The following is a 25,704-nucleotide window of genomic DNA, read 5'->3' as shown; positions in this document are numbered from 1 at the left end:
GGACCTTACTTATTTGCCGAGGCAGCGCTCGGCCAGGCGAACGGCTGGTGCAGAATCGGCCGCCCACCCTTCGCAGAGAAACACCGGATGTTCGCTCCTGCCAACCAACCCGCATTTACCCTGGCCCTGGATGGGTCGCCCAGTGACTTCAAGGTGTTCGCGTTCAACGGCACCGAGGCCATCAGCCAGCCTTACCGGTTTGAACTTGAGCTGGTCTGCGAGCAACCGGATATCGATCTGGAGGGCTTGCTGCATCGCCAGGTGTACTTGGGCTTCGATGATCAGGGGCATGGCGTTCATGGCCTGGTGTATCGGGTAGCCCAGGGCGACTCGGGCCGGCGCTTGACGCGTTACCAACTCAGTCTTGCGCCGCATTTGGCGTACCTGGCGCACAGCAGCCATCAGCGTATTTTTCAGCATAAGACGGTGCCGCAGATTGTTGCTCAGGTGCTGGCCGGGCAGGGGATTCACAGTGATCGCTTTGAGTTCCGGTTGAGCGGTGATTACCCGGAGCGTGAATATTGCGTGCAGTTCGGCGAGAGCGACCTGGCGTTCATTCAGCGCCTGTGTGCCGAACTGGGGATTCACTATCACTTCCAGCATTCCCCCGAAGGGCATCTGCTGGTGTTTGGCGATGACCAGACGGTGTTTGCCCAGATGGATCAGCCTACGCCTTACCGGCCAGGTTCGGGAATGGTGGCCGATACCCCTGGGATCAAGCGCTTCACCTTGCAATTGGCGACCCGGACCACGGCGTTGAACCTGCGCGATTACGACTTTCGCAAACCCCATGTCGAGCTGGAAAGCGCAGCCGTCGATGAGTCTTTGCCCAAGCTTGAAGCGCAGCACTACCCCGGCAATTTTTCCGACCGAGCCCATGGCCGATACCTCGCCCAGCGTGGCTTGGAGCGGCACCGCAGCGACTACCGCAGTGCCCATGGCCAGGGCGATGAGCCGACATTGGCCAGTGGCCGGTTTTTGCAGTTGCGCGAGCACCCCCGCGAGGACTGGAATGATTTGTGGCTGGTGACGCAGGTGCGCCATGAAGGCAAACAGCCTCAGGTGCTGGAGGAGGCGGTTACCGAGGAAGAAGGTGGGGAGCTGCACCAGGGGTATCGCAACGCATTTGTGGCCGCGCCATGGGAGGCGGTGTTTCGTCCGCCCTTGCCAGAGCAGCCGCGCCCGACGGTGTCGGGGTATCAAAGCGCGGTGGTTACCGGCCCGGTTGACAGTGAGGTCCACTGTGACGAGTACGGCCGGGTCAAGGTGCAACTGGCCTGGGATCGTGTCGGTGAGCACAACGACCATTCCAGTTGCTGGCTGCGGGTAGCCAGCGGCTGGGCCCATGACCGTTATGGCGTGGTGCTGATCCCCCGGGTCGGTATGGAGGTGCTGGTGGGGTTCGTCAATGGCGACATGGACATGCCGCTGGTGGTGGGGTGCCTGCCCAACGCCGCCACGCCAGTGCCCCTCGACCTGCCCGCAGACAAGACCCGCAGTCTCTGGCGTAGCCAGAGCAGCCCTGGCGGTGGTGGCTACAACGAACTGCGTATCGAGGACCGCAAGGGCGCTGAGGAAATCTACCTGCGCGCCCAGCGGGACTGGACCCAGCATGTGTTGCACGACCAGCAGGTACAGGTCGATAACCAGCGTCGCGTGCAGGTGGGCGGCGAGTCGCGCCATGAGCTGCGGGGCGAAGAGCAGCGCATCACCCACGGCAACCGTTTGACGCAGCTCAAGCAGGATGACCATCTGGTGGTTGGCGGTTCGCAGCACATGCGTGCCGGGCAGACCATTGCGTTGGGGGCCGGGCAAAACATCATTATTGATGCGGGTGCCAGCGTGACGATCCAGGCGGGTGGGCAGTCGATCACGTTGTCAGCGGGCGGGATATTCAGCAGTGTGCCGATCCAGCTCGGCAGCGCGCCTGCTCCGACACCTGCACCGTTGATGCCTGGATTGAACGAGACTTTATTGACCGTGGTTCCCGCGCCGTTAAGCCGCGCACAAGTGGTCAGCCTGAAACGCAGCGCGCCGTTCTGCGAAGAATGCGAGCGCTGCAAGAACGGCCAGTGTGACATCGGCGCCCATGCACGGAGTGCGTCCTGATGCCCGCGCCCTTGACGCCCAATGCCTGGCTGGCGCACTACCCGTTGCAGCCAGATGAACAGCTGTACGCCGTGCTGGGCAATGCCAGCGACGCCAAGCCGCTCGCCGCCTGGCAAGCCACGGCTGCGGGGAAGATGCCGCGACCGATCTGGGTGGGCACGGCCTACGCCGACTGGGATGAGGTCATGCCCTACGTTGGCGTCGTTGAGCCGAGCAGTGCTTTTCTCGAGTGGATAGCCGCCACCCAAGCGGCGGATTGGGGCTGGCTGGCGGTCTCATCCAGCCCGCTGGAGGTGGTGATCGCGCATTTGAAGGGGTTGACCCAGGTGTACCTGCCGGAAAGCCAGCCGGTGTTTTTGCGCTTCTGGGACGGCGCGCACCTTTTGCCGATGTTGCAGTCATTAGGCGACGAGGCGGCGCGCGTGTTGCCGGTGTTCCAGCGCTACCTGGTCAACGGCCAACCGCTGTCGGTGGCGCCCAAATCAGTCACTGCGGCCCCAACCAGCCCGTGGTGGCAGGTACCGGCATCGTTGCTGATGCATATGGCCCAGCAGTCACCGCAGGTGCTGGTCGACAACCTGTTGCAATGGCTCCAGGAACAGCGCCCTGACCTCTACACCGCGTTTACGCCAGCGACCTTGCAGCACAAGGTCGCCTACTTCGTACGCAGGCCGCAAGTCAGCCATGGCGCGTTGGCTGATTACCTTGCCTCGCAACTCAGTTGAGCCCCTGGCGATAGCGTGACATCCGTGCCGCCTGCCGTGCGGCCCTGCACCTTTGCGTCGGTAGGAGGTAAACTTCGCCCCCTGCGCAGGAGCAACCATGAATTATCGTCACGCCTTTCACGCCGGCAACCACGCCGATGTCTTCAAACACCTGACCTTGACCCGCCTCATCGCCCTTATGTCGCGCAAGGAACAGCCGTTCGCCTACCTCGACACTCACGCAGGCATTGGCTTGTACGACTTGCAGGGCGACCAGGCCAACCGCACCGGTGAGTACCTGGAAGGCATCGCTCGCCTGTGGGGCGCAAGCGACCTGCCTCCGCTCACCGCCGACTACATGCGCGTGCTGCACGAGATGAACCCGGATGGCCAGTTGCGCTACTACCCGGGCTCGCCGGAACTGGCGCGCCGCCTCACACGGCCCCAGGACCGTGTGCTGCTCAATGAGAAGCACCCGGAAGATGGCGTGCTGCTCAAGGACAACATGAAGGGTGATCGCCGCGTCAAAGTGCATCTGGGCGAGGGCTGGCATGTGCCACGGGCCTTGCTGCCGGTGCCGGAAAAGCGCGGGCTGATGCTGATCGACCCGCCGTTTGAAAAACTCGACGAAATGCAGCGTTGCGCGGCGTCCCTCAAGGAAGCCGTCAGCCGTATGCGCCAGACGGTCGCGGCGATCTGGTACCCGGTGAAAGACCAGCGCATGTTGCGCCGTTTCTACCAGGACCTGGCCGGTACCGGTGCGCCGAAGCTGCTGCGTGTGGAGTTGCTGGTGCATCCGCTGGACACGCCCAACACCCTCACCGGCTCGGGCCTGGCGATTGCCAACCCGCCGTGGGGCCTGGAAGAGGAATTGCGTGAGTTGCTGCCATGGTTGTCCAAGCAACTGGGCCAGACCCAGGGTGGCTGGCAGATGGATTGGCTGATCGCCGAGTAACCGATCGTTCCCGCGCTCCGCGTGGTAACGCAGCCTGTGACGCTCCGCGTCACGATGTTAAAAGCGGACGCGGAGCGTCCAGGGCGGCATTCCCACGCGGAGCGTGGGAATGATCATGGCACAAGGGTCAGATCGGGCACGTCACGCCTGTGCCGCCGATCCCACAGTAACCCTGGGGATTCTTCGCCAGGTACTGCTGGTGATACGCCTCGGCGAAGTACACCGTCGGGGCCTCTTCGATTTCCGTGGTGATCTCACCCAGGCCGGCCTTGCTCAGCTCTTGCTGATAAGCCTCGGCACTGGCTTTGGCCGCCGCCAATTGCTCCGGCGTGGTGGCGTAGATCACCGAGCGGTACTGGCTGCCGATGTCGTTGCCCTGGCGCATGCCCTGGGTCGGGTTGTGCAGTTCCCAGAACATCTTCAACAGGTCTTCGTATTTCACCTTGGCCTGGTCATACACCACCAGCACCACTTCGCTGTGGCCGGTCAGGCCCGAGCAGACTTCTTCGTAAGTCGGGTTAGGCGTGAAGCCGCCGGCGTAGCCGACCACGGTGCTGACCACGCCGTCGCGTTGCCAGAACTTGCGTTCCGCGCCCCAGAAGCAGCCCAGGCCGAAGATCGCAAAGCCGACGTCATCCAGGAACGGGCCCAGCAGTGGGTTGCCGTTGACGAAGTGCGTCTCGGGCAACTTCATCGGGGTTTCACGACCAGGCAACGCTTGTTCTTGAGTAGGCAGCACGTTTTTGTTCACCAGAATTTCCGAGCGCAAGACCATGATCAGTCCTCTCGTCAGGTTGAGTAACAGTAAATTGTCAGACAGCCAGTGTGCCCGAGTGTTACAGCGCTGTCAGGCGATTGGCCCGCGCGGGTAGCGTTTAAGCCTCTGCATCAGCTCGGCACCGGGGATCGGGCGGTCGAACAGATAGCCCTGGCCCACGTCGCAACGGTGCCGACGCAGGAACGCCAACTGCTCAGCGGTCTCGATGCCTTCGGCCACGACCTTGAGCTTGAGGTTGTGGGCCATGGCGATCACCGCCGAGGTGATTTCCATGTCGTCCTGGTTGTCCGGGATTTCATGGATAAAGCTGCGATCAATCTTAATGATGTCGATGGGGAATTTTTTCAAGTAGCTCAGCGACGAGTAACCGGTACCGAAGTCGTCCATCGCCAGGGTCAGGCCAAAGCTCTTGAGCTGGTCCAGTTGCAGGCGCGTATCTTCGGTGGCTTCCAGCAGCAAGCCTTCGGTCAGTTCCAGTTCCAGCAGGTTGGCCGGCAGCTGTTCCTCCTTGAGGATGGTGGCAATCGAGGCCACCAGGTCCGGGTCGGAGAATTGCTTGGGCGACAGGTTGATGGCCACCTGCAAGTTGCCCAGGCCTGCGGCCGTCAATTGGCGGCTCATGCGGCAGGCCTGGCGCGCGATCCATTTACCGATGGGGATGATCAGCCCGGTTTCTTCAGCCACGCTGATGAACTGGTCGGGGCGGATCATGCCTTTTTCCGGGTGGTTCCAGCGCAACAGTGCTTCCATGCCCAGCAGGCGACCGCTGCGCAGGCATAGCTTGGGCTGGTAGAACACGTCCAGCTCGTTCTGGGTCAGGGCACGGCGCAGATTGTTTTCCACGAACAGCTTGTAGCTGGCCTCGGCATTCAGGGCTTCGGTGAACACCTGCACCTGGTGTTTACCGTTGGCCTTGGCCTTGTGCAGGGCCAGGCCGGCGTTGCGCATCAAGGTCTGTGGGTCGCGACCATGCAGCGGCGCACAGGCCAGGCCCACGGAGCCGGTGACGCTGATCAATTGGTTGTCGACGAACATCGGCTTGTCGAGGGTGGTCAGCAACTGGCTGGCCACCTGCTGGCCGGTCTCAAGGTCGGCGTCGTCCAACAGCACCGCGAATTCGTTGCTGGCAAAACGCGCCAGGCTGCCGCCGCTGCTCAAGCTGTTGCGCAGGCGGCGCGCCAGGCTGATCAGCAACTTGTCGCCGGTCTGGTGGCCGAGGCTGTCGTTGATGCGCTTGAAGTTGTCGATGTCCACCAACAGCAGGCTGATCGGGCTGTCGCTGTCGCGGGCAAAGCGCTCGTCGAGGTTGCGAATGAACGCGGGGCGATTGCCCAGGTTGGTCAGGTTGTCGGTGTAGGCCAGGCGTTCGATGCGCTGCTGCGCCAGCTTGGTCTGGGTGATGTCTTCGTAGATGCCGATGTAGTGGGTCAACTCGCGGTTGTCGCCATACACTTTGGAAATCGACAGCTGGCCCCAGTAGGGTTCCAGGTTCTTGCGGCGGCTCTTGAACTCGCCTTGCCAGCTGTTGCTTTTGGCCAGGGCCGAGGGCGCGTCGAACAGCAATTCGCTGAGGTTCTCCAGGGCTGGCAGTTGGGCCAGGCGATGGCCGTGGACTTCTTCGGCGCTGTACTGGGTGATCGCGGTGAAGCTGGGGTTGACGTACTCCACCACGCCGTCGCAATTGACCAGCAAGAACGCGTTGGCGCTTTGCTCTACCGCGCGCTGGAACAGGTGCAAGGCGCTGGTGGCAGTGCGGCGGTTGTGGTTGTTGATGACCTGGGCGAACTGGTCTGCCAACTCGCCGGCGAACGCGATTTCATCGGACTGCCAGGCGCGCGGGCTGCCACCTTGTTCCAGGCACAGCACGCCGACCACCTGGCCGTCGACACGGATGCTGGCGTCGAGCATCGCGTGGATGTCCTTGGCGCGCAGGCTTTCAGCCATTTCCCGGGTGCGTGGGTCGCGCATGGCGTGGGTGGCGTCGATGGCGCGGCTGGAGTGCAGGGCTTCCAGGTAATCCGGGAAGCCGCTGGCATCGATGGCTTCAGGCAGGTGGTGTTGTTGATCGGCGCGGTGATAGGCGGAGATCGGTACCAAGTGATGGCCTTCGAGGTTCCAGATGCTGGCGCAGTCGATCTGGTAAATGTCGCAGGCGCTGCGCGTGATCAGTTCAGCGGCTTCTTGCAGGGAGTTTGGCGTGGTGTAGCGTTGGCGCGCCAGCAGCAGGATCAGTTCCTGCTGGGCGCGCACTCGCTCCAGATGCTGCAACTGTTCCTGCTGTGCTCGCTGATTGAGCTCCAGGGCAATTTGCAGGCGGCTGTTCTGGTTTTCCAGGTCGACCGTCGGGGCGGGTGCGCTGTTCTCGCTGAACAGCCCCTCGACCACCATCAGGTAGCCGCGCACCAGGTGGCGGTTGTGTTGTTTGTAGGCCTCGCCCATTTCCAGCACGCTCAGCGGGCCGTCATGGGTGTGCAGGGTATAGCGCACCAGATAATGGGGGCTGTGGGCCAGTTGTTGCTGGATCGCATCGTGCAACTGGTAGCGCGCCTGGGGTTCCATCAGGCTGGCGTAGGGCGTGCCGATCAAGGCGCAGAGTTCAACCGCCGGCAGGCCGAACTGGCGTTCGCAATTGGGATCGAGGTAGAGCAGGGCCCAGCTTGCCTCATTAAGCCGCTCGAAACGCAGCATACCGAGGCGCGAAGGCACCGGTAATTGCGTCACTACCTCGGCCGCCATACGGGCGACATCGGGTTGGCTTTTCATGGGGAAACTCGCTTGGGAAAATGCGCACTGCGCTGGGCTCACGCCCTCTTGACTGTCGACTGCGGCAAGGTTGCATCATGCAGGACGCAGTGACAAGAGAGGATGAAGGCTAAGTGCTATAAGCCTGTTATCGGCCGCGCGAGGGATTTCTGTAATTGGGGTGATCGGTGGTGCGTTGACGCAGGTAGGGTGCTTGCGTGTGGCGAGCAAGCTTGCTTGCGCTGGGCTGCGCAGCGGCCCCAAAATCTTGGGAGCGCTTCGCACTCCAGCGGGAGCAAGCTCCCTCGCCACAGCAAGCTCGCTCCTACAAAATACAGGCAAAAAAAGCCCCGCCAAGTGGCGGGGTTGAGGTACGAGCGTGGCGCTCGGAAATCGGTGTGGCAGGGGCCTTCCCGGTAACAGGAAGGCCCTGCGACTTACAGCAGGATGGTGCGGATGTCGTTCAGCAACTGGCTCAGGCGCTGGGTGAAGCGCGCAGCCGCGGCGCCGTTGATCACGCGGTGATCGTAGGACAGCGACAGTGGCAGCATCAGCTTGGGTTGGAACGCTTTACCGTCCCACACAGGCTGGATGGTGGCCTTGGACACACCCAGGATCGCCACTTCCGGCGCGTTGACGATTGGCGTGAAGCCAGTACCGCCAATGTGGCCGAGGCTGGAGATGGTGAAGCAGGCGCCCTGCATGTCGTCCGGGGTGAGCTTCTTGTCGCGGGCCTTGGCAGCCAGCGCAGCCGCTTCGCCAGCGAGCTGCAGCAGGCTCTTCTGGTCGACGTTCTTGATGACCGGTACCAGCAGGCCATCCGGGGTGTCGACCGCAAAGCCGATGTGCACGTACTTCTTGCGAATGATCGCCTTGCCGCTTGGCGCCAGCGAGCTGTTGAAGTCCGGCAGTTCCTTGAGCAGGTGTGCACAGGCCTTGAGCAGCAGTGGCAGTACGGTCAGCTTCACGCCGGCCTTCTCGGCCACGGCTTTCTGCGCAACGCGGAACGCTTCCAGGTCGGTGATATCGGCCTGGTCGAATTGGGTCACGTGCGGGATGTTCAACCAGCTGGCATGCAGGCCTGCCGCGCCGATTTGCATCAGGCGGGTCATCGGCACTTCTTCGGTTTCGCCGAAGCGGCTGAAGTCCACGGTACGGATCGGCGGAATGCCCGAACCACCGGTAGCGCCGCCGGCAGCCGGAGCTTCCTTGGCTTTTTGCATCATGGTTTTGACGTAAACCTGCACGTCTTCCTTCAGCACACGGCCGTGCGGGCCGCTGGCTGCAACAGCGCTCAGCTCGACGCCGAATTCACGGGCCAACTGACGCACGGCTGGGCCGGCGTGAACCTTGGCACCGCTTGGCGCAGGTGCAGCCGCCGCAGGGGCTGGCGCAGCTTCGGCTTTTGCGGCCGGCGCAGGGGCAGCAGCGGCAGGTGCCGCTTCAGCCTTGGCCGCCGGAGCAGCAGCCGGTGCTGGTGCGGCGGCTGGCGCAGCACCTTGTACTTTGAGCTTGAGGATGAAGTCACCGGTGCCGACTTCGTCTTCCAGCTTGACCGCGATGCTTTCCACTACGCCGGCAGCCGGCGATGGGATCTCCATGGAGGCCTTGTCGGACTCCAGGGTGATCAGCGACTGGTCGGCCTCGACGGTGTCGCCGACCTTGACCAGCAGCTCGATGATCTTGGCCTTGCCCGACGAGCCGATGTCCGGGACGTGAATGTCCTGGACGGTCGCGGCGGCAGGTGCGGCGGCCGGGGCTGGAGCAGCCTCGGCAGCGGCAGGCTTTTCAGCAGCAGGTGCAGGTGCAGCGGCGGCCGGAGCCGCGGCCGCAGGGGCTGCATCAGCAGCGCCTTCGATTTCCAGTTCCAGCAGTTCGTCGCCTTCTTTCAGGCGGTCGCCCAGCTTCACTTTCAGGCTCTTGACCACGCCGGCCTTGGGAGCAGGGATTTCCATGCTCGCTTTGTCCGACTCCAGGGTCAGGATGCTCTGGTCGGCTTCGACGGTGTCGCCGACTTTCACAAACAGCTCGATTACTTCACCTTCACCGCTGCCGATGTCAGGTACGCGAATGAGTTCGCTCACAAAAAATCTCCTCAGCAGTCCAGTGGGTTGCGTTTTTCCGGGTTGATCCCGAACTTGACGATAGCGTCAGCCACCACCTTAGGTTCGATCTCACCACGGTCAGCCAAGGCTTCCAGGGCTGCCAACACCACGAAGTGACGGTCGACTTCGAAGAAGTGACGCAGCTTCTTGCGGCTGTCACTGCGGCCGAAACCATCGGTGCCCAGGACTTTGAATTCCTTGGACGGGACCCACTGGCGAATTTGTTCAGCAAACAGTTTCATGTAGTCGGTAGAGGCAATGACTGGACCCTTACGGCCGGCCAGGCACTCTTCGACGTAGCTCTTGGCTGGCTTCTGGCCAGGGTGCAGACGGTTGCTGCGCTCCACGGCCAGGCCGTCGCGGCGCAGTTCGTTGAAGCTGGTGACGCTCCATACGTCGGCACCGACGTTGAACTCGTCGCGCAGGATCTTCGCCGCTTCACGCACTTCACGCAGGATGGTGCCGGAGCCCATCAGCTGTACGTGGTGCGCCGCTTCCTTGGTGTCTTCTTCGAGCAGGTACATGCCCTTGATGATGCCTTCTTCCACACCGGCCGGCATGGCTGGCTGCTGGTAGGACTCGTTCATCACGGTGATGTAGTAGAAAACGTCCTGCTGCTCTTCGGTCATCTTCTTCATGCCGTCCTGGATGATCACCGCCAGCTCATAGCCGTAGGTTGGATCAAAGGTGCGGCAGTTCGGGATGGTGGCAGCCAGGATGTGGCTGTGACCGTCTTCGTGTTGCAGGCCTTCGCCGTTCAGCGTGGTGCGGCCGGCGGTACCGCCGATCAGGAAGCCACGGGTACGGCTGTCGCCTGCTGCCCAGGCCAGGTCGCCGATACGCTGGAAGCCGAACATCGAGTAGAAGATGTAGAACGGCAGCATTGGCTGGTTGTGGCTGGAGTACGAAGTACCGGCAGCGATGAAGGAGCTCATGGCGCCCGCTTCGTTGATGCCTTCTTCGAGGATCTGGCCCTTCTTGTCTTCCTTGTAGAACATCACCTGGTCTTTATCGACTGGCTCGTAGAGCTGGCCGACGGAGGAGTAGATGCCCAACTGACGGAACATGCCTTCCATACCGAAGGTACGGGCTTCGTCCGGGATGATCGGGACGATGCGCGGGCCGATGTCCTTGTCCTTGACCAATTGCGCGAGGATACGCACGAAGGCCATGGTGGTGGAGATTTCACGGTCGCCCGAGCCGTCAAGGATAGCCTTGAGGGTGCTCAGGTCTGGCGTCGGTACGCTGAAGCTGTTGGCGCGGCGCTGTGGCACGAAACCGCCCAGTGCAGTGCGGCGCTCGCTCAGGTAGCGGGCTTCGGCGCTGTTTGGCTCCGGCTTGAAGAACGGCAGGTTCTCCAGCTCTTCGTCCTTGACCGGGATGTCGAAGCGGTCGCGGAACAACTTCAGGCTGTCGACATCGACTTTCTTGGTGTTGTGCGCGGTGTTCTTCGCTTCGCCGGCACCAGTGCCATAACCCTTGATGGTCTTGGCCAGGATGACGGTGGGTTGTTCTTTGTGGTTGACCGCTTCGTGGTACGCCGCGTAGACCTTGTACGGGTCGTGGCCGCCACGGTTGAGCTTCCAGATCTCGTCGTCGGACAGGTCGGCAACCATCGCCTTGAGTTCAGGCGTGTTGAAGAAGTGCTCGCGAACGAACGCGCCGTCTTTGGCTTTGTAGTTCTGGTACTCGCCGTCGATGACTTCGTCCATGCGACGCTGCAGGATACCGTCGACGTCCTTGGCCAGCAGTGGGTCCCAGAAGCGGCCCCAGATGACTTTGGTCACGTTCCACTGAGCACCGCGGAACACGCCTTCGAGTTCCTGGATGATCTTGCCATTGCCGCGAACCGGGCCGTCGAGGCGCTGCAGGTTGCAGTTGATGACGAAGATCAGGTTGTCGAGCTTCTCGCGGCCGGCCAGGGAAATGGCACCCAGGGATTCCGGCTCGTCGCACTCGCCGTCGCCGAGGAAGCACCAGACTTTCTGCTTGCCTTCGGGGATGAAGCCACGGGCTTCCAGGTACTTCATGAAGCGTGCCTGGTAGATTGCCTGGATCGGGCCCAGACCCATGGAAACGGTCGGGAATTGCCAGAAATCAGGCATCAGCCAAGGGTGCGGGTAGGACGACAGGCCCTGACCGTCGACTTCCTGGCGGAAGTTGTTCATTTGTTCTTCGCTGATGCGACCTTCCATGAACGCACGGGCGTAGACGCCTGGCGAGGTGTGGCCCTGGAAGTAGATCAGGTCGCCGCCGTGTTCGTCGGTCGGGGCCTGGAAGAAGTAGTTGAAGCCGATGTCATACAGGGTTGCGCTGGAAGCGAAGCTGGAGATGTGACCGCCCAGGTCCGAATCTTTCAAGTTCGTGCGCATTACCATCGCCATGGCGTTCCAACGTACCAGCGAGCGAATGCGGCGTTCCATGAACAGGTCGCCAGGCATGCGTGCTTCGTGGGTAACGGGGATGGTGTTGCGGTATGGCGTAGTGATGGCGTAAGGCAGTTGCGAGCCGCTGCGGGTCGCGAGTTCGCCCATACGGGTCATCAGGTAGTGAGCACGGTCTTCGCCTTCTTTGTCGAGAACCGATTCCAGGGCGTCCAGCCATTCCTGGGTTTCGACGGGATCGAGGTCTTGCATGGCTTGCTCCAGGGCGGAAAGGCTACCAGAATCGGTTGCCTGAAGTTTGCGACTGGCCTTGTGGGCAGACGACATAAATTCTTGGATGGCCGAAGGTTGCTTCGGCGTCCTGTAGTTTTACTACAAATCGTCGGCCATTTCAGCCTTTCGAATGTATATACGAGTAGTAAAACTACACAAGACTGAGCGTATGGCTCGGTCTTGCTGGTGAGCATAATCGTTATTGTTGGTCTATTGCGAACAAGAAAAGGTGAAACTTTGATGTTGCCTGCCAAGATTAATTTAATTTCAGCTATTTCTAACCTTTGTTCGACAGTCCTTCACCGAGCATGGCTCTTGCCTTCACAACTACACGCCATTTACACGCCGATCAAGGATAGACCATGAGCCTTCCAACGCTGGCCGAACTGCCGGCCATTCTGTTGCCTTACGCCAACCGGGCCGAACAGTCATTTCGTGACGCGGTGGCCGCGCTGGATGACGATCATGGCCTTTCTGCGTGGACGCCGCAACGGTGGGCCGACTTCGCCCGCGTGTGCGCCGCCAGTGATTTCGTCATTGAACAGAGTGTTCGTGACCCTTTGATGTTGCTGGAGCTGGTGGCCTGGGGCGAGCTGGACCGCGGCTTTGCGCCCGGCGAGCTGTGCAGCCAGATAGCCGGTGCCGTGCAACAGGCCGAAACAGAAGATGAACTGGGCCGTGCGCTACGCCGCCAACGCACGCGCCAGCAGGTGCGCATCATCTGGCGCGACCTCACACGCCAGGCCGACCTGGTGCAAACCTGTCGCGATCTGTCCGACATGGCCGACGCCTGCATCGACCAGTCCTATCAATGGCTGTACCAACGCCACTGCGCCCAGTTCGGCACGCCGACCGGCGCACGCAGTGGCGAGGCGCAGCACATGGTCATCCTCGGCATGGGCAAGCTCGGTGCGGTGGAGCTGAACCTGTCGTCGGATATCGACCTGATCTTCGCCTACCCCGAAGGCGGCGAGACGGTGGGCGTGAAGCGCGCCCTGGATAATCAGGAATTCTTTATTCGCCTGGGTCAAAAACTGATCAAGGCCCTGGACCCGATGACCGTCGACGGTTTTGTCTTCCGCGTCGACATGCGCCTGCGTCCCTACGGTTCGGCCGGCGCCCTGGTGCTCAGCTTCAACGCGCTGGAGCAGTACTACCAGGACCAGGGCCGGGACTGGGAGCGCTACGCCATGATCAAGGCGCGGGTGGTGGCCGGCGACCAGGCGGCTGGCGCGCAACTGCTCGACATGCTGCGCCCGTTTGTCTATCGCCGTTATCTGGACTTCTCGGCCATCGAAGCGCTGCGCACCATGAAGCAACTGATCCAGCAGGAAGTGCGGCGCAAGGGCATGGCCGACAATATCAAGCTGGGCGCGGGCGGCATTCGTGAGGTGGAATTTATCGCCCAGGCATTCCAGCTGATCCATGGCGGCCGCGACCTCAGCCTGCAGCAACGCCCGCTGTTGAACGTGCTGGGCACGCTGGAAGGCCAGGGTTATTTGCCCGCGGCGGTGATCAGCGAGCTGCGCAGCGGTTACGAGTTCCTGCGCTACACCGAACATGCGATCCAGGCGATTGCCGACCGCCAGACGCAAATGCTGCCGGACGGCCCCGAAGACCAGGCACGCATTGCCTTTATGCTGGGCTTTAGTGACTGGGCCGCGTTCCATGAGCGCCTGATGTACTGGCGTGGCCGTGTGGACTGGCACTTTCGCCAAGTGATTGCCGACCCTGATGAAGAAGAGGGCGAAGAAAGCGAATTGGTGGTCGGCGGTGAATGGTTGCCACTGTGGGAGGAATCCCAGGATGACGATGCCGCGTGCCGCCAACTGAGTGAAGGCGGTTTCGCCGATGCCCCCAAGGCCCTCAAGGCCTTGGCCAGCCTGCGCGCCAGCCCGCAGTTGCGCGCCATGCAGCGCCTGGGGCGTGAGCGCCTGGATGCGTTCATCCCACGCCTGCTGGCCCAGGCCGTTGAACATGCCAACCCAGACCTGGTGCTGGAGCGCGTGTTGCCGCTGGTGGAAGCCGTGGCCCGGCGTTCGGCCTACCTGGTGTTGCTGACCGAGAACCCCGACGCCCTGCGTCGCCTGCTGACATTGTGCGCAGCCAGCCCGTGGATCGCCGAACAGATCACCCGTTTCCCGCTGTTGCTGGATGAATTGCTCAACGAAGGCCGCTTGTTCAAGCCGCCGCTGGCGCCGGAACTGGCCGCTGAGTTGCGCGAGCGCCTCACGCGCATTCCCGAAGATGACCTTGAGCAGCAGATGGAGGCCTTGCGCCATTTCAAACTGGCGCACCGCCTGCGGGTGGCCGCTTCCGAAATCGCCGGCAGCCTGCCGTTGATGAAAGTCAGCGACTACCTCACCTGGCTGGCCGAAGCCATTCTTGAACAAGTGCTGGCCCTGGCCTGGCGCCAGACGGTCGCCCGCCACGGTTCGCCGCAGCGCCTGGACGGCACCCTGTGCGATCCTGGGTTCATCATTGTCGGTTATGGGAAAGTCGGCGGCATCGAACTGGGGCATGGTTCGGACCTGGACTTGGTGTTTATCCATGACGGCGACCCCCAGGCCGAGACGGACGGTGCCAAGCCGATCGATGGCGCACAATTCTTTACACGCCTGGGCCAGCGCATCATTCACCTGCTGACCACCCAGACCAACTCTGGCCAGCTGTATGAAGTGGACATGCGCCTGCGACCTTCCGGCGCATCCGGCTTGTTGGTGAGTTCCCTGGGGGCGTTTGATCGCTATCAACAAAATGAAGCCTGGACCTGGGAACATCAGGCCCTGATTCGTGCGCGGGTACTGGTGGGCAGCCAGGATGTGGGCCAGGCGTTCGAGCAGGTACGGGCTAACGTGTTGGGGCGTGAGCGGGACTTGGAGAAGCTGCGCCAGGAGGTCAGCGAGATGCGTGCCAAGATGCGTGACAACCTGGGCACCAAGGCCACGACTGCCGGCAGGGGCGCCAATGCCTTCGAGGCCACGGCGCTGTTCGACCTCAAGCAGGACGCCGGAGGTATCGTCGATATTGAATTTATGGTGCAATACGCGGCTTTGGCGTGGTCTGCGCAACATCCATCGTTGCTGCGCTACACCGACAATATCCGCATTCTGGAGGGCCTGGAGCAGGTCGGGCTGATGCCCGCCGCCGATGCCCATTTGCTGCGTGAAGTGTACAAGGCTTATCGCTCAGCCGCGCACCGCCAGGCTTTGCAGAACGAGGCCGGTACGGTAGCCGGGGACCAGTTCGCCGACGAGCGGCGACAGGTGATGCGAATCTGGCAGGCGCTGGGCTTAAATTGAAACTCGACTGATTGGCGACGCCAATTTTTATATGGGATGCGGATTAATGTGGGAGCCGGGCTTGCCCGCGATGCAGGCGCCTCGGTTTATCAGGGATACCGAGGTGATGCGATCGCAGGCAAGCCAGCTCCCACATAAAGATGCTCCCTGGCGCACCGCGATCTACAGTTATTATCGAGGCGGGGAGGCATAGGCCTCCCCGCATCGTTTGTGGAAACTACATGAATATTCTGATCGTTGGGCCCAGTTGGGTCGGTGACATGGTGATGGCACAGACACTGTTTCAGTGCCTGCGCCTGCGCTATCCAGACTGCCAGATCGACGTGCTCGCCCCTGAGTGGAGCCGGCCGATCCTCGAGCGCATGCCAGAGGTGCGTAAGGCCTTGAGCTTCCCGCTCGGCCACGGCGCCCTTGAGTTGGCGACCCGCCGACGTATCGGCAAGTCCATGGCGGGCCAGTACGACCAGGCGATCCTGCTGCCTAACTCGCTGAAGTCGGCGCTGGTGCCGTACTTTGCCGGTATCCCCAAGCGCACCGGCTGGCGCGGCGAGTTTCGCTATGTGCTGCTCAACGACGTGCGCACCCTGGATAAAGCCCGTTACCCGTTGATGATCGAACGCTTTATGGCTTTGGCCTACGAGCCGGGCACTGAACTGCCCAAGCCGTACCCGCGCCCCAGCTTGCAGATCGACCCGGTGACCCGCGACGCGGCGCTGGCCAAGTTCGGCCTGACCCTGGATCGGCCCGTATTGGCCTTGTGCCCGGGCGCCGAATTTGGCGAGTCCAAGCGTTGGCCGTCGGAGCATTACGCCAAAGTCGCCGAAACCAAGATCCGCGAAGGCTGGCAGGTGTGGTTGTTCGGCTCCAAGAACGATCATTCGGTGGGTGAAGACATTCGTCAGCGCTTGATCCCCGGCCTGCGTGAAGAGGCGGTGAACCTCAGTGGCGACACGTCCCTGGCCGAGGCCATCGACCTGTTGTCGTGCGCCGATTCGGTGGTGTCCAACGACTCCGGCCTGATGCATGTGGCGGCGGCGCTGAACCGTCCGCTGGTGGCCGTGTACGGCTCCACATCCCCAGGCTTCACTCCGCCGTTAGCCGACAAGGTCGAAGTGGTGCGCCTGGGCCTGGATTGCAGCCCGTGCTTTGACCGTACTTGCCGCTTCGGCCACTACAACTGCCTGCGCCAGTTGCTGCCCCAGCCGGTAACCGATGCCCTGCAGCGTTTGCAGGGCGACGTGGTCGAGGTTCATTGAGTTGCGGGTTCTGGTAATCAAGACCTCATCCCTGGGCGACGTGATCCATGCCTTGCCGGCCCTCACCGACGCAGCGCGGGCGATTCCCGGCATTCGGTTCGACTGGGTGGTGGAAGAAGGCTTTGCCGAAATCCCCACCTGGCACCCGGCGGTCGACAAGGTGATTCCGGTGGCGATTCGCCGCTGGCGCAAGAACCTCTGGCAAACCGTCAAGAGCGGTGAATGGCGGCGCTTCAAGCAGGCGGTGCAGTCGACCAAATATGACCTGGTGATCGACGCCCAGGGCTTGCTCAAAAGCGCCTGGCTGACGCGCTATGTGCGGGCGCCCATCGCTGGCTTCGACAAAGACTCTGCGCGTGAACCCCTGGCTGCGCGCTTTTATTCCCGGCGCCTGGCCGTGGCCCGTGGGCAGCATGCGGTGGAGCGCTTGCGCCAGCTGTTTGCCGTGGCCCTGGGCTACGACCTGCCCCAACGCCTGGGCGACTACGGCCTGAGCGTTGAAAAGCTGCTCGGCCTGCCGCCGAAAAAACCGTTCGTATTGCTGTTGCATGGCACCACTTGGGACACCAAGCACTGGCCCGAAGCCTATTGGCGCGAGCTGGCCGAACGCATGGGCCGCCTGGGCGTGGACGTAAAGCTGCCGTGGGGCAACGCCGCCGAAAAGGCGCGGGCCGAACGCCTGGCCCTCGGCCTGCCCAACACCGAAGTGTTGCCCAAGCTCAACCTGGCGGGCGTTGCCCGTGTCTTGGCGAGCGCCCGTGCCTGCGTGGCCGTCGACACCGGCCTTGGCCACTTGGCGGCGGCATTGGACGTGCCGACCATTTCCCTGTTTGGCCCCACCAACCCAGGCCTTACCGGTGCCTACGGCAAAGGCCAGATTCACTTGGCCAGCGACTGGCCGTGTGCGCCTTGCCTGCAAAAACAGTGCACTTATCAACCCACTGCCGACGACCTGCGGCGGTTCGACATCGCCCGCGAGTCGCCCCTGTGCTTCACGCGCTTGAACCCTGAGCGTGTTGCAAGCCGGCTGAGCACGTTGTTACTGGCCGAGGAGCAGCACTGATGCAACTGGCTTTTGTTCTGTACAAGTACTTCCCTTTCGGTGGCCTGCAGCGCGACTTCATGCGCATCGCCCTGGAATGCCAGCAGCGCGGCCACAGCATTCGGGTGTACACCCTGATCTGGGAAGGTGATATCCCGCCAGGCTTTGAAGTGCTGGTGGCGCCGGTCAAGGCCTTGGTCAACCACCGTCGCAACGAAAAGCTCTACGCCTGGATCCAGGCCGACCTGGCCAAGCGCCCAGTGGACCGCGTGGTGGGCTTCAACAAGATGCCGGGGCTGGATCTGTACTTTGCCGCCGACGGTGTGTTCGAGGACAAGGCCCAGACCCTGCGCAACCCGATGTATCGCTGGTTCGGGCGCTACAAGCACTTTGCCGAATACGAGCGCGCCGTGTTCGATAAAAACGCCAAGACGCAGATCATGGTGTTGTCTGAGCATCAGCAGCAGCTGTTTACCCAGTATTACGGCACCCAGGCCGAGCGTTTTCACCTGTTGCCACCGGGTATTGCCCGCGACCGCCGCGCCCCGCCGAACGCCGCCGAAATCCGCGCCGAGTTCCGCGCTGAATTTGGCTTGGCCGAGGATGATCTGCTGTTGGTGCAGATCGGTTCGGGGTTCAAGACCAAGGGCGTCGACCGCAGCCTCAAGGCGCTGGCCGCTCTGCCTTCGCGGCTGAAGAAACGCACCCGGCTATTTGTAATCGGCCAGGACGACCCCAAAGTATTCCAATTGCAGAGCGCGGCGCTGGGCCTGGGCGACCAGGTGCAGTTCTTCAAGGGCCGCAATGATATTCCGCGTTTCCTGCTGGGGGCGGACCTGTTGATTCACCCTGCGTACAACGAGGCGGCCGGCATGGTGCTGGTCGAAGCGGTGGTCGCCGGCCTCCCTGTACTGGTGAGCCAGGTGTGCGGCTATGCGTTCTACATCGACAAGGCCCAGAGCGGCCGGGTGTTGGACGAGCCGTTCGAGCAAACCCAGCTCAACCAGTATCTGGTCGATATGCTCGACGACCCACAAGCGCGTGCGACCTGGAGTCGCAATGGTCTGGCCTTCGCCGAGACGGCCGACCTCTTTAGCATGCCGCAGTACGCTGCGGACCTGATTCTGGCGGAGCCAAACCGATGAAGTTGATTCTAGCCGAACCCTTCAAGACCCTCTGGGCCGGACGCGATGCGTTCGCCGAGGTCGAGAAGCTGGAAGGCCAGGTGTTCCGCGAGCTGGCCGCTCGCCGTACGTTGCGTACGGTGGTCGAGGGCCAGCCTTATTTTGTGAAGATCCACCGTGGGATCGGCTGGGGCGAAATCCTCAAGAACCTGGTCACCGCCAAATTACCGGTGTTGGGCGCGGGCCAGGAGTGGGTGGCGATCCAGCGCTTGCAGGCGCTTGGCGTACCGACCATGACCGCCGTGGCGTTCGGTGAAAAAGGCAGCAACCCGGCCGACCAGCATTCGTTCATCATCACCCAGGAACTGACCCCCATCATCAGCCTGGAAGACCTGACTCTGGACTGGGTCAAGCAACCGCCCGTGCCGGCCATCAAGCATGCCTTGACCCTTGAGCTGGCGCGTACCGTGGGCGCGATGCACCGCGGCGGCGTCAACCACCGTGACTGCTACCTGTGCCATTTCCTGCTGCACACCGACCGGCCTATCAGCGTCGACAACCTCAAGCTGTCGGTGATCGACCTGCACCGTGCCCAGGTACGTGCGACGATCCCCGTGCGTTGGCGCAACAAAGACCTGGCCGGCCTGTATTACTCCGCGTTGGAGATCGGCTTGACCCAGCGCGACAAGCTGCGTTTTCTCAAGGCCTACTTCCAGCAGCCGCTGCGCCAGATCCTGGCAGAGCAAACCGCGCTGTTGTCTGCGCTGGAACGCATGGCAGCAAAGCTGTATGCGCGTAAACAGCGATATGGGGATGCGATCTGATGGCGGGTTGGAATCTGGAACCTGCCTACGCCGCCCTGGCGGATGACTTTGGAAGCCTGGACGCGGTGTTCGCCCTGCAAGGCGAGCGGCTGACCCGCGACCCGTTGTCGGAAGTGATCCGGGTGGAGCGTGGCGGGGTCAATTATTACGTCAAGCGCTACGTAGGTGCCGGCAAGGGCCTGCGTCGTTACCTGGGCAGGCCGCGGGTGAAGTCCGAATGGCAGAACCTCAAGCGCTTCGCCAAGTGGGGCATCCCTACCGCCGACGTGGTGGCCTGGGGCCTGGACCGTAAGGGCCTGGCCTATAACCGTGGCGCCATGATCACCCGCGAACTGCCCAAGACCGAAGATCTGTCGGTGCTGGCCGAGCGTCACGATGAGCGCCTCAAAGACCCCAGGTGGGTCGATGGCATCAGCCGCCAGCTCGCCGAATACACGCGCACCATGCACGATCACCGCTTCACCCATAACGACTTGAAGTGGCGCAATCTGCTGGTGGACGACCAACGCACCCTGTACCTGATCGACTGCCCCAACGGTGATTTCTGGCGCGGTTTCTGGCTCAAGTACCGCATCACCAAAGACCTGGCCTGCCTGGACAAAGTCGCCAAGTATCACTTGTCGGCCACCCAGCGCCTGCGCTTCTACCTGCAATATCGTCAGCGCGCGCACCTGACCGCGTCGGACAAACAGCGAATTCGCCATGTGGTGAAGTTTTTCGAGGGACGCGAATGAGTGACTTCCTGGCGGCCGAAGACCGCGCTCTGCTTGAGCGCAACGGCCTGGCGACCTTCGACGCGCTGTGGGCCAAGCAACTGGATGCAGTGGACGAGCCGAACACCAGCGGCGACGGTTGGAGCAGTGTGTATCGCCTGGAGCTTGAGGGGCAGGGTTACTACCTCAAGCGCCAGAGCAACTACCTCACGCGCACCTTGCACCGCCCGTTCGGCGAGCCGAGTTTTGCCCGCGAGTTTCGCAACATCAGCCTGTATCGAAAGCTCGGTATACCGGCCCTGCAAGCGGCGTTCTTCGGTGAACGCAAGGTCAAGGGCGAGCGCCGGGCGATGCTGCTCACCCGTGCGCTGGATGGCTGGAATGACCTGGACTCGTTGCTGGAGCAGTGGTCGCAATTGAGCGCAGCCCAGCACAGTGCGATCCTGTTGGCGTGCGGCAAGCTGGCGCGTCATCTGCACAGCGTCGGGCAAGTGCATGGCTGTTTTTACCCCAAGCATATTTTCCTGCAGCCTGCCGGTGAGGGTTATGCCGCGCAGTTGATCGACCTGGAGAAAACCCGCCCGCTGCTGTTTGGCTGGCGTGACCGGGTCAAGGACCTGGAACCGCTGCTGCGCCGCGCGCCGCAATGGTCGGACGCGCAGGTGCGCCAATTGCTGGCGGCGTACCTTGAGCAGCCCGAGGACGGTGCCCTGGTGTCCACTTGGCACCAGCGCCTGACCGCGCGCCGCAGCCACAAGGAGAACCGCTGATGCGTTTATCCGAGCTGAAATCGGCTGGGCGTACCCCCGGCCTGCCACTGACCCTCGACCTGGCGGATGCCGCCGGCCCTGGGCAATTGCAATTGCTGAGCCTTTTGCGGGTGTTGCCGGGGCAGCGCTATGTGGGCGCCGCCGTGTGGCGGGGTCGCCCGGTGTTGGCCAAGTTGTTGGTGGGCAACAAGGCGGCGCGGCATTTTCAGCGTGAGCTTACGGGGGTGCGCCTGTTGGCTGAGCAGGGCCTGACCACGCCGTTGCTGCTGGCCGATGGCTTGCAGGACGGCGAGGGCGGTTGGCTGCTGTTTGAATTTATCGAGGGGGCCCAAAGCCTGTCCGACGCTTGGCTCGCCGTCGAAAACCTGCCGCCGTTGGCGGACGAACAAACCGCTGTGCTCGCCGAAGCGCTGGGCGCGATTGCCCAGATGCATGCCAAGGGCCTGTGGCAAGAAGACCTGCACCTGGACAACCTGCTGCGCAAGGATGGCAAGCTGTATTTGATCGATGGCGCCGGTATTCGTGTCGAAGAGGCGGGCAAGCCGTTGTCGCGCAATCGAGTGCTGGAGAACCTCGGTGTGTTCTTCGCCCAACTGCCCAAGAACCTCGAGCCCTTTACCGAAGAGTTGCTGGTGTATTACTTGCTGGCCAACGGCGAACACGCCTTGCCAATGCAAGCCTTGGAAAAGCAGGTGCGTAAAGTCAGCGCCTGGCGTTTGAGAGACTACCTGGACAAGACCGGCCGCGAATGCACGCTGTTCAGCGTGGTGCGCGGCGCTTTTGGCTTGCGTGCGATCCGCCGCGAAGAAGAAGCCACCATGGTGCCGGTGCTGGAGCAGGCCGATGCGTTGCTCGACCAGGGTCACCTGTACAAGACCGGTGGCGCGGCGAGCGTGGCCAAGGTCGACGTGGCTGGCCGGCCGCTGGTTATCAAACGCTACAACATCAAGGGCTTTGCCCATTGGCTCAAGCGCTTCTGGCGCCCGAGCCGCGCCTGGCACTCCTGGCGCGAAGGCAACCGCCTGGCCTTCCTGGGCTTCGCCACGCCCAAGCCGCTGGCGGTGCTGGAGAAACGGTTCCTGTGGTTGCGCAGCCGTGCCTACCTGGTCACCGAATACCTGCCTGGGCCAGACATCATCGAGCGCTTTGCGCCGTATGTTGAAAGCGGCGATGCGCCCGAGAGCGAATTGCAGGCGCTGGACCAGTTGTTTGCCGAGCTGATCCGCGAGCGCATCAGCCATGGGGATTTCAAGGGCCATAACCTGTTCTGGAGCGACGGGCGCTGGGCGATGATTGACCTGGATGCGATGTGCCAGCACGGTTCGCTGTCCAGCTTCGCCCCTGCGTATGCCAAAGACCGTGCGCGATTTATGCGTAACTGGCCGCAGGGCAGTGCGCTGTACCAGGTGATTGACCAGCGCTTGCCCAAAGAGGCGGGTGTCGGCAGTTAAATCTATCGCGGGCAAGCCCGCTCCCACAGTTGATCTGTGAACGCGGTCAAAATGTGGGAGCGGGCTTGCCCGCGATGGCGCCCGTCCAGGCGCTGCATTCAGAACTGGTACTGCGCCCCAGCCCCCGCATACCACGACCGCCCCGGCGCGGCTTCGTAATAGCGACCATTGCCGTCGCCCACAATTACCGACCCCACATACTGGCGATCCAGCAGGTTATCCAGGCGCAAGGTCTGGTGAAAGGTCCAGTGCTCTACCTTCTGCTCAAACCGTGCGCGCCAGTTGAAGACGCTGTAGGCCGGTGCGGCATGTTGCTGGTTGGTGTCTTCTACGTAGACTTTGCTGCGGTACAGGCCCTCGATGGCGGTGCTGACCCAGTCCCGTGGTTTCCAGTTCAGTTCGGCGAACAGGGTAGTTTGTGGCACGCCGGGGAGGTAGTTGCCTTTGTCGATGGTGTTGGCGCCGCTGGCAAAGTCGCTGTCGTAGGTGGCGTGCAGGCGGGTGTAGGCGAGGCTGGTGCTCCAGTGCTCGCTCAGTTGGCTTTCAACGCCCAGTTCGAAGCCGCGGCGCAATGTGCGACCGGCGTTCTGGTAGCTGGTACGGCCGCCGATGGATTGCTGCACCACCAGTTCGTCCTCGGTGGTGATCTGGAAAACGGCGGCGTTGATCCGCGTGTTGTTCAGTTGCGCTTTCACACCCATTTCATATTGCGTACTTTCAGACGGCTTCAAGCCGAAGTTGAAGCCCTCGGCGTTGCCCGGTGCATAGGCCAGCTCGGCCTGGGTCGGGGTTTCAAAGCCTTTGCCTGCGCTGATGTAGCCATGCAGGTCGGGGGTGAACGCATACATCACGCTCATCGACGGTGTGTTTTTCTGGTAGGTCTTGTTGCCGCTGGCGTCGCCATTGCTGAGGAACTGGTCGTCAACGTCCATCTGCATCGTGCTGTGGCGTACGCCGGCTTGCAGGGTCCAGCGGTCGAGGGCCCAGTTGGCTTGGATATACGGGTCGAGGCTGCGAGCCGTGTCGATTTCGTCGCGGCGTAGTTGGCCTTTCACGCCCAGGGCATTGCCGCTGTAGTTCTGATAGCCATGGCGGCTGTCCTCGCTTTGGTCGAAGTCCAGGCCGGTAATGATCATCAGCTCGCCAGGCGCGCTTTCGATGGGCTGCATCCAGCGCACGCTGCCGCCGTAGAACTTTCGATCAAATTGCACCACGCCTCCGCCGCGTTCGTTGGCGGGCGTGCCCTTGGGGATCGACAGGTACTGAATCACACTACGGCGCCCAGTGTAGGCATTGACCTGCAAGGTGGCGCCACCGAAATACCGCTCGTAATTCATCCCCAATTGCTGATGATCGATACTTTTACGCGTGTTGTATTGCAACGCAGCTGTGTCTACCGAGCGAGGGTCTGCCTTATATGCATCCCATTTCTGCCCCAGCGGATCCTGCGTACCGTTCTGCTCCAGGCTGCTGTAGATCAGCGCCAGCTTGCTGTCGTCATCGGGCTGGAAATTGAGCTTGGCGAAGGTCTGGTCGCGGCGCGCGCTGCTGTGATCGCGGTAGCCGTTGGTGTCCATGCGCGAGGCGTCGAGCACAAACCCGGCGCCATTCGCCGCGCCCTCGGCGCTCAGGTGGTTCTTGTTCAGCCCGTCGCTGCCCACCAGGGTTTCGGCGCCGATGCGCGGCGGGCCCTCGCCGTCGCGGGAGAACATCTGGATCACGCCCCCGGCGTTGCTGCCATACAGCGTCGCCGCCGGGCCGCGCAGCACTTCGATGCGCTCGGCGGTGTCGAGGTTGAAGGTGGCGGCTTGACCCTGACCGTCCGGGGTACTGGCGGGAATGCCGTCGGCGACCAGCTTGATGCCGCGCACGCCGAATGCTGAACGGGCGCCGAAGCCTCGGGAAGAAATTTGCAGGTCCTGCGCATAGTTCTGGCGGTTCTGCACCACCAGGCCGGGCACGCGGGACAGGGCTTCGGAGGCGTTGATGCCGAGTTGGCCGTCACTGATCTGTTCGCGGCTGATGCCGTCCACGGAGTAGGGCAAATCAAACGTTGGGCTGGCGCTGCGCGAACCGGTGACCACGCTGGGGTCAAGTATCAGTGGCGAGTCCTCGCCTTGCGCTGTGGTGCTCAAGGCCAGCAGGCCAGGCAGCAAGAGGGAAAAGCGAGCGTGCGTTTTTTTCATGAGGCAGCCAGAGTCTCGGGCACGCATAGTGAAGGCGCGCAAAAAGTGCGCAAGTTTAAACAGTCAGGTAAGTTTTACCATTTCGGATTTTTCCCACGCAATGTGGCGGTGCTTCTCGCATGAATGAGCCAATCTCTCGGTGCTAGCGTGGCTGACCGTTTGCGAGGCTCGGATATGAAAAGAAAAAGAATGGCTGCGCTGGGTATAACTGTCGTTGCGCTGTTATTAAGCGGTTGTGGAACCGTTAATAGCGTCATGCGCAAAGAGGGCGACACGGCGCGTGAACTCAGGCTCGTAAAAACCTATTGCCAATCCATTCCCCGCGCTTACAGCGGCGTGGCGTTTGATTTCTGCATGCTGCACGCGGCCCCGGACCCCACCGGGTTCCTCATACCCTTCGTGCTCGTAGATATTGCGGTGTCCGCGGTTGCCGATACGGTGGTTTTGCCCTATACGATTTATCGACAATCGGCCGACGGTAATATCAGCATCTATTGGCGTCCAGGCCGTTCATAAGCCTATGGGTATAAAAGCACCTGCCCAGCCCATTTACTGGGCGAAAGGAGTAGTCCGTGAGTCGTGGTTTCAAAGTACTGCTGGTTTCAACCTTGTTAATGGCCTCCGGTTGCGGAACGATCAATACCGTCTTGCGTCCGGATGCCGTGGCCAGCCAGAATCTCAAGGAGTCGCGCAGTCACTGCGAAAACGTGCCGCGTATCTACAGTGGGGTGATCTACGGCTTTTGTACCCTCAATGGCGAGCCCGCACCGGACAAAAGCCTGAAGGACCAAAGCCTGCTGGATCGCCAAGGCAATGCTTTCCCGATCATCGCGATTGAATTTGTCGCCTCTGGTGTCATGGACACCCTGATGCTGCCTTACACGATCTACCGCCAGAACAAGGACGGCAGCATCGAGATCTTCCGCTAGCCCCTCTCGGCGCTTGCCGCTAACAGCTTCCCTCTGCTTTTAAGCTATAATCCCGCC

At 61.9% G+C, this 25,704-nt stretch carries 18 protein-coding genes; 13 read left to right on the top strand and 5 right to left on the bottom strand.

The genetic code is table 11. The features are described from left to right. The first annotated feature begins 87 nt into the window (after positions 1-87). The 3 genes from AC4PS6_RS15350 to AC4PS6_RS15340 all read left to right on the top strand — a co-directional run bounded on the left by AC4PS6_RS15350 (position 88) and on the right by AC4PS6_RS15340 (position 3,768). Positions 88-2,109: a type VI secretion system tip protein TssI/VgrG gene (locus AC4PS6_RS15350; RefSeq protein WP_198833508.1), complete on the top strand. Its 2,022-nt coding sequence runs from the start codon at positions 88-90 to the stop codon at positions 2,107-2,109. Beyond that, complete coding sequence (locus AC4PS6_RS15345) at positions 2,109-2,834, top strand: DUF4123 domain-containing protein (protein ID WP_058410298.1); 726 nt, start codon at positions 2,109-2,111, stop codon at positions 2,832-2,834. The genes AC4PS6_RS15350 and AC4PS6_RS15345 overlap by 1 nt, the downstream gene beginning before the upstream one ends. Before the next feature lie 97 nt (positions 2,835-2,931). Continuing rightward, the gene (locus AC4PS6_RS15340) at positions 2,932-3,768 is read left to right on the top strand and encodes a 23S rRNA (adenine(2030)-N(6))-methyltransferase RlmJ (protein WP_014716619.1); all 837 of its coding nucleotides are present in this window, start codon (positions 2,932-2,934) and stop codon (positions 3,766-3,768) included. 127 nt (positions 3,769-3,895) lie between these two features. Here the strand turns inward: AC4PS6_RS15340 and msrA are convergent, their stop codons facing one another. The 4 genes from msrA to aceE form a co-directional block, all read right to left on the bottom strand. Beyond that, positions 3,896-4,543, bottom strand: coding sequence for a peptide-methionine (S)-S-oxide reductase MsrA (msrA, locus tag AC4PS6_RS15335; protein ID WP_014716620.1), 648 nt, complete (start codon positions 4,541-4,543; stop codon positions 3,896-3,898). A gap of 72 nt (positions 4,544-4,615) precedes the next feature. After that, entirely contained in the window at positions 4,616-7,309 is a 2,694-nt protein-coding gene (locus AC4PS6_RS15330) for a putative bifunctional diguanylate cyclase/phosphodiesterase (protein WP_020301653.1), read from the bottom strand. Positions 7,310-7,725: 416 nt separating this feature from the next. Then, positions 7,726-9,372, bottom strand: coding sequence for a dihydrolipoyllysine-residue acetyltransferase (aceF, locus tag AC4PS6_RS15325; protein ID WP_014716622.1), 1,647 nt, complete (start codon positions 9,370-9,372; stop codon positions 7,726-7,728). A gap of 11 nt (positions 9,373-9,383) precedes the next feature. After that, the gene (gene aceE, locus AC4PS6_RS15320) at positions 9,384-12,029 is read right to left on the bottom strand and encodes a pyruvate dehydrogenase (acetyl-transferring), homodimeric type (protein ID WP_014716623.1); all 2,646 of its coding nucleotides are present in this window, start codon (positions 12,027-12,029) and stop codon (positions 9,384-9,386) included. 383 nt (positions 12,030-12,412) lie between these two features. On the opposite strand from aceE, the gene glnE reads away from it, so the two are divergent. The 8 genes from glnE to AC4PS6_RS15280 all read left to right on the top strand — a co-directional run bounded on the left by glnE (position 12,413) and on the right by AC4PS6_RS15280 (position 22,532). Further along, positions 12,413-15,352, top strand: a complete 2,940-nt coding sequence (gene glnE / locus AC4PS6_RS15315) for a bifunctional [glutamate--ammonia ligase]-adenylyl-L-tyrosine phosphorylase/[glutamate--ammonia-ligase] adenylyltransferase (RefSeq protein WP_032904065.1) — start codon at positions 12,413-12,415, stop codon at positions 15,350-15,352. 221 nt (positions 15,353-15,573) lie between these two features. After that, positions 15,574-16,608: a lipopolysaccharide heptosyltransferase II gene (gene waaF, locus AC4PS6_RS15310; protein ID WP_019818313.1), complete on the top strand. Its 1,035-nt coding sequence runs from the start codon at positions 15,574-15,576 to the stop codon at positions 16,606-16,608. 1 nt (position 16,609) lies between these two features. Then, complete coding sequence (gene waaC / locus AC4PS6_RS15305) at positions 16,610-17,671, top strand: lipopolysaccharide heptosyltransferase I (RefSeq protein WP_014716626.1); 1,062 nt, start codon at positions 16,610-16,612, stop codon at positions 17,669-17,671. Further along, a complete protein-coding gene (locus AC4PS6_RS15300) occupies positions 17,671-18,795 on the top strand; it encodes a glycosyltransferase family 4 protein (protein WP_014716627.1) in 1,125 nt (374 codons plus the stop codon). Before waaC ends, AC4PS6_RS15300 begins: the two co-directional genes overlap by 1 nt. Next, the gene (gene rfaP, locus AC4PS6_RS15295; protein WP_014716628.1) at positions 18,792-19,598 is read left to right on the top strand and encodes a lipopolysaccharide core heptose(I) kinase RfaP; all 807 of its coding nucleotides are present in this window, start codon (positions 18,792-18,794) and stop codon (positions 19,596-19,598) included. Before AC4PS6_RS15300 ends, rfaP begins: the two co-directional genes overlap by 4 nt. After that, positions 19,598-20,332: a lipopolysaccharide kinase InaA family protein gene (locus AC4PS6_RS15290; protein WP_003187993.1), complete on the top strand. Its 735-nt coding sequence runs from the start codon at positions 19,598-19,600 to the stop codon at positions 20,330-20,332. The genes rfaP and AC4PS6_RS15290 overlap by 1 nt, the downstream gene beginning before the upstream one ends. Beyond that, positions 20,329-21,081: a lipopolysaccharide kinase InaA family protein gene (locus AC4PS6_RS15285; protein ID WP_020301649.1), complete on the top strand. Its 753-nt coding sequence runs from the start codon at positions 20,329-20,331 to the stop codon at positions 21,079-21,081. Before AC4PS6_RS15290 ends, AC4PS6_RS15285 begins: the two co-directional genes overlap by 4 nt. Beyond that, a complete protein-coding gene (locus AC4PS6_RS15280) occupies positions 21,081-22,532 on the top strand; it encodes a lipopolysaccharide kinase InaA family protein (RefSeq protein WP_020301648.1) in 1,452 nt (483 codons plus the stop codon). The genes AC4PS6_RS15285 and AC4PS6_RS15280 overlap by 1 nt, the downstream gene beginning before the upstream one ends. Before the next feature lie 98 nt (positions 22,533-22,630). Here the strand turns inward: AC4PS6_RS15280 and AC4PS6_RS15275 are convergent, their stop codons facing one another. Further along, the gene (locus tag AC4PS6_RS15275) at positions 22,631-24,718 is read right to left on the bottom strand and encodes a TonB-dependent receptor family protein (protein WP_058410301.1); all 2,088 of its coding nucleotides are present in this window, start codon (positions 24,716-24,718) and stop codon (positions 22,631-22,633) included. A 189-nt stretch (positions 24,719-24,907) separates the two neighbouring features. On the opposite strand from AC4PS6_RS15275, the gene AC4PS6_RS15270 reads away from it, so the two are divergent. Continuing rightward, a complete protein-coding gene (locus AC4PS6_RS15270) occupies positions 24,908-25,234 on the top strand; it encodes a YceK/YidQ family lipoprotein (protein WP_020301647.1) in 327 nt (108 codons plus the stop codon). 56 nt (positions 25,235-25,290) lie between these two features. Beyond that, the gene (locus AC4PS6_RS15265) at positions 25,291-25,647 is read left to right on the top strand and encodes a YceK/YidQ family lipoprotein (protein ID WP_014716633.1); all 357 of its coding nucleotides are present in this window, start codon (positions 25,291-25,293) and stop codon (positions 25,645-25,647) included. Positions 25,648-25,704: the final 57 nt, after the last annotated feature.

It is taken from the genome of Pseudomonas sp. DW-iso17, assembly GCF_058725345.1.
The sequence above is the reverse complement of the archived record's forward strand: the minus strand, read 5'-3'. Positions and strand labels throughout refer to the sequence as shown.

Excerpts from the sequence above, each read along its gene's own strand:
- AC4PS6_RS15350 (WP_198833508.1), top strand. The coding sequence starts at position 88 with ATGTTCGCTCCTGCCAACCAACCCGCATTTACCCTGGCCCTGGATGGG.
- AC4PS6_RS15345 (WP_058410298.1), top strand. The coding sequence starts at position 2,109 with ATGCCCGCGCCCTTGACGCCCAATGCCTGGCTGGCGCACTACCCGTTG.
- AC4PS6_RS15340 (WP_014716619.1), top strand. The coding sequence starts at position 2,932 with ATGAATTATCGTCACGCCTTTCACGCCGGCAACCACGCCGATGTCTTC.
- msrA (WP_014716620.1), bottom strand. The coding sequence starts at position 4,543 with ATGGTCTTGCGCTCGGAAATTCTGGTGAACAAAAACGTGCTGCCTACT.
- AC4PS6_RS15330 (WP_020301653.1), bottom strand. The coding sequence starts at position 7,309 with ATGAAAAGCCAACCCGATGTCGCCCGTATGGCGGCCGAGGTAGTGACG.
- aceE (WP_014716623.1), bottom strand. The coding sequence starts at position 12,029 with ATGCAAGACCTCGATCCCGTCGAAACCCAGGAATGGCTGGACGCCCTG.
- glnE (WP_032904065.1), top strand. The coding sequence starts at position 12,413 with ATGAGCCTTCCAACGCTGGCCGAACTGCCGGCCATTCTGTTGCCTTAC.
- waaF (WP_019818313.1), top strand. The coding sequence starts at position 15,574 with ATGAATATTCTGATCGTTGGGCCCAGTTGGGTCGGTGACATGGTGATG.
- AC4PS6_RS15300 (WP_014716627.1), top strand. The coding sequence starts at position 17,671 with ATGCAACTGGCTTTTGTTCTGTACAAGTACTTCCCTTTCGGTGGCCTG.
- rfaP (WP_014716628.1), top strand. The coding sequence starts at position 18,792 with ATGAAGTTGATTCTAGCCGAACCCTTCAAGACCCTCTGGGCCGGACGC.
- AC4PS6_RS15290 (WP_003187993.1), top strand. The coding sequence starts at position 19,598 with ATGGCGGGTTGGAATCTGGAACCTGCCTACGCCGCCCTGGCGGATGAC.
- AC4PS6_RS15285 (WP_020301649.1), top strand. The coding sequence starts at position 20,329 with ATGAGTGACTTCCTGGCGGCCGAAGACCGCGCTCTGCTTGAGCGCAAC.
- AC4PS6_RS15280 (WP_020301648.1), top strand. The coding sequence starts at position 21,081 with ATGCGTTTATCCGAGCTGAAATCGGCTGGGCGTACCCCCGGCCTGCCA.
- AC4PS6_RS15275 (WP_058410301.1), bottom strand. The coding sequence starts at position 24,718 with ATGAAAAAAACGCACGCTCGCTTTTCCCTCTTGCTGCCTGGCCTGCTG.
- AC4PS6_RS15270 (WP_020301647.1), top strand. The coding sequence starts at position 24,908 with ATGGCTGCGCTGGGTATAACTGTCGTTGCGCTGTTATTAAGCGGTTGT.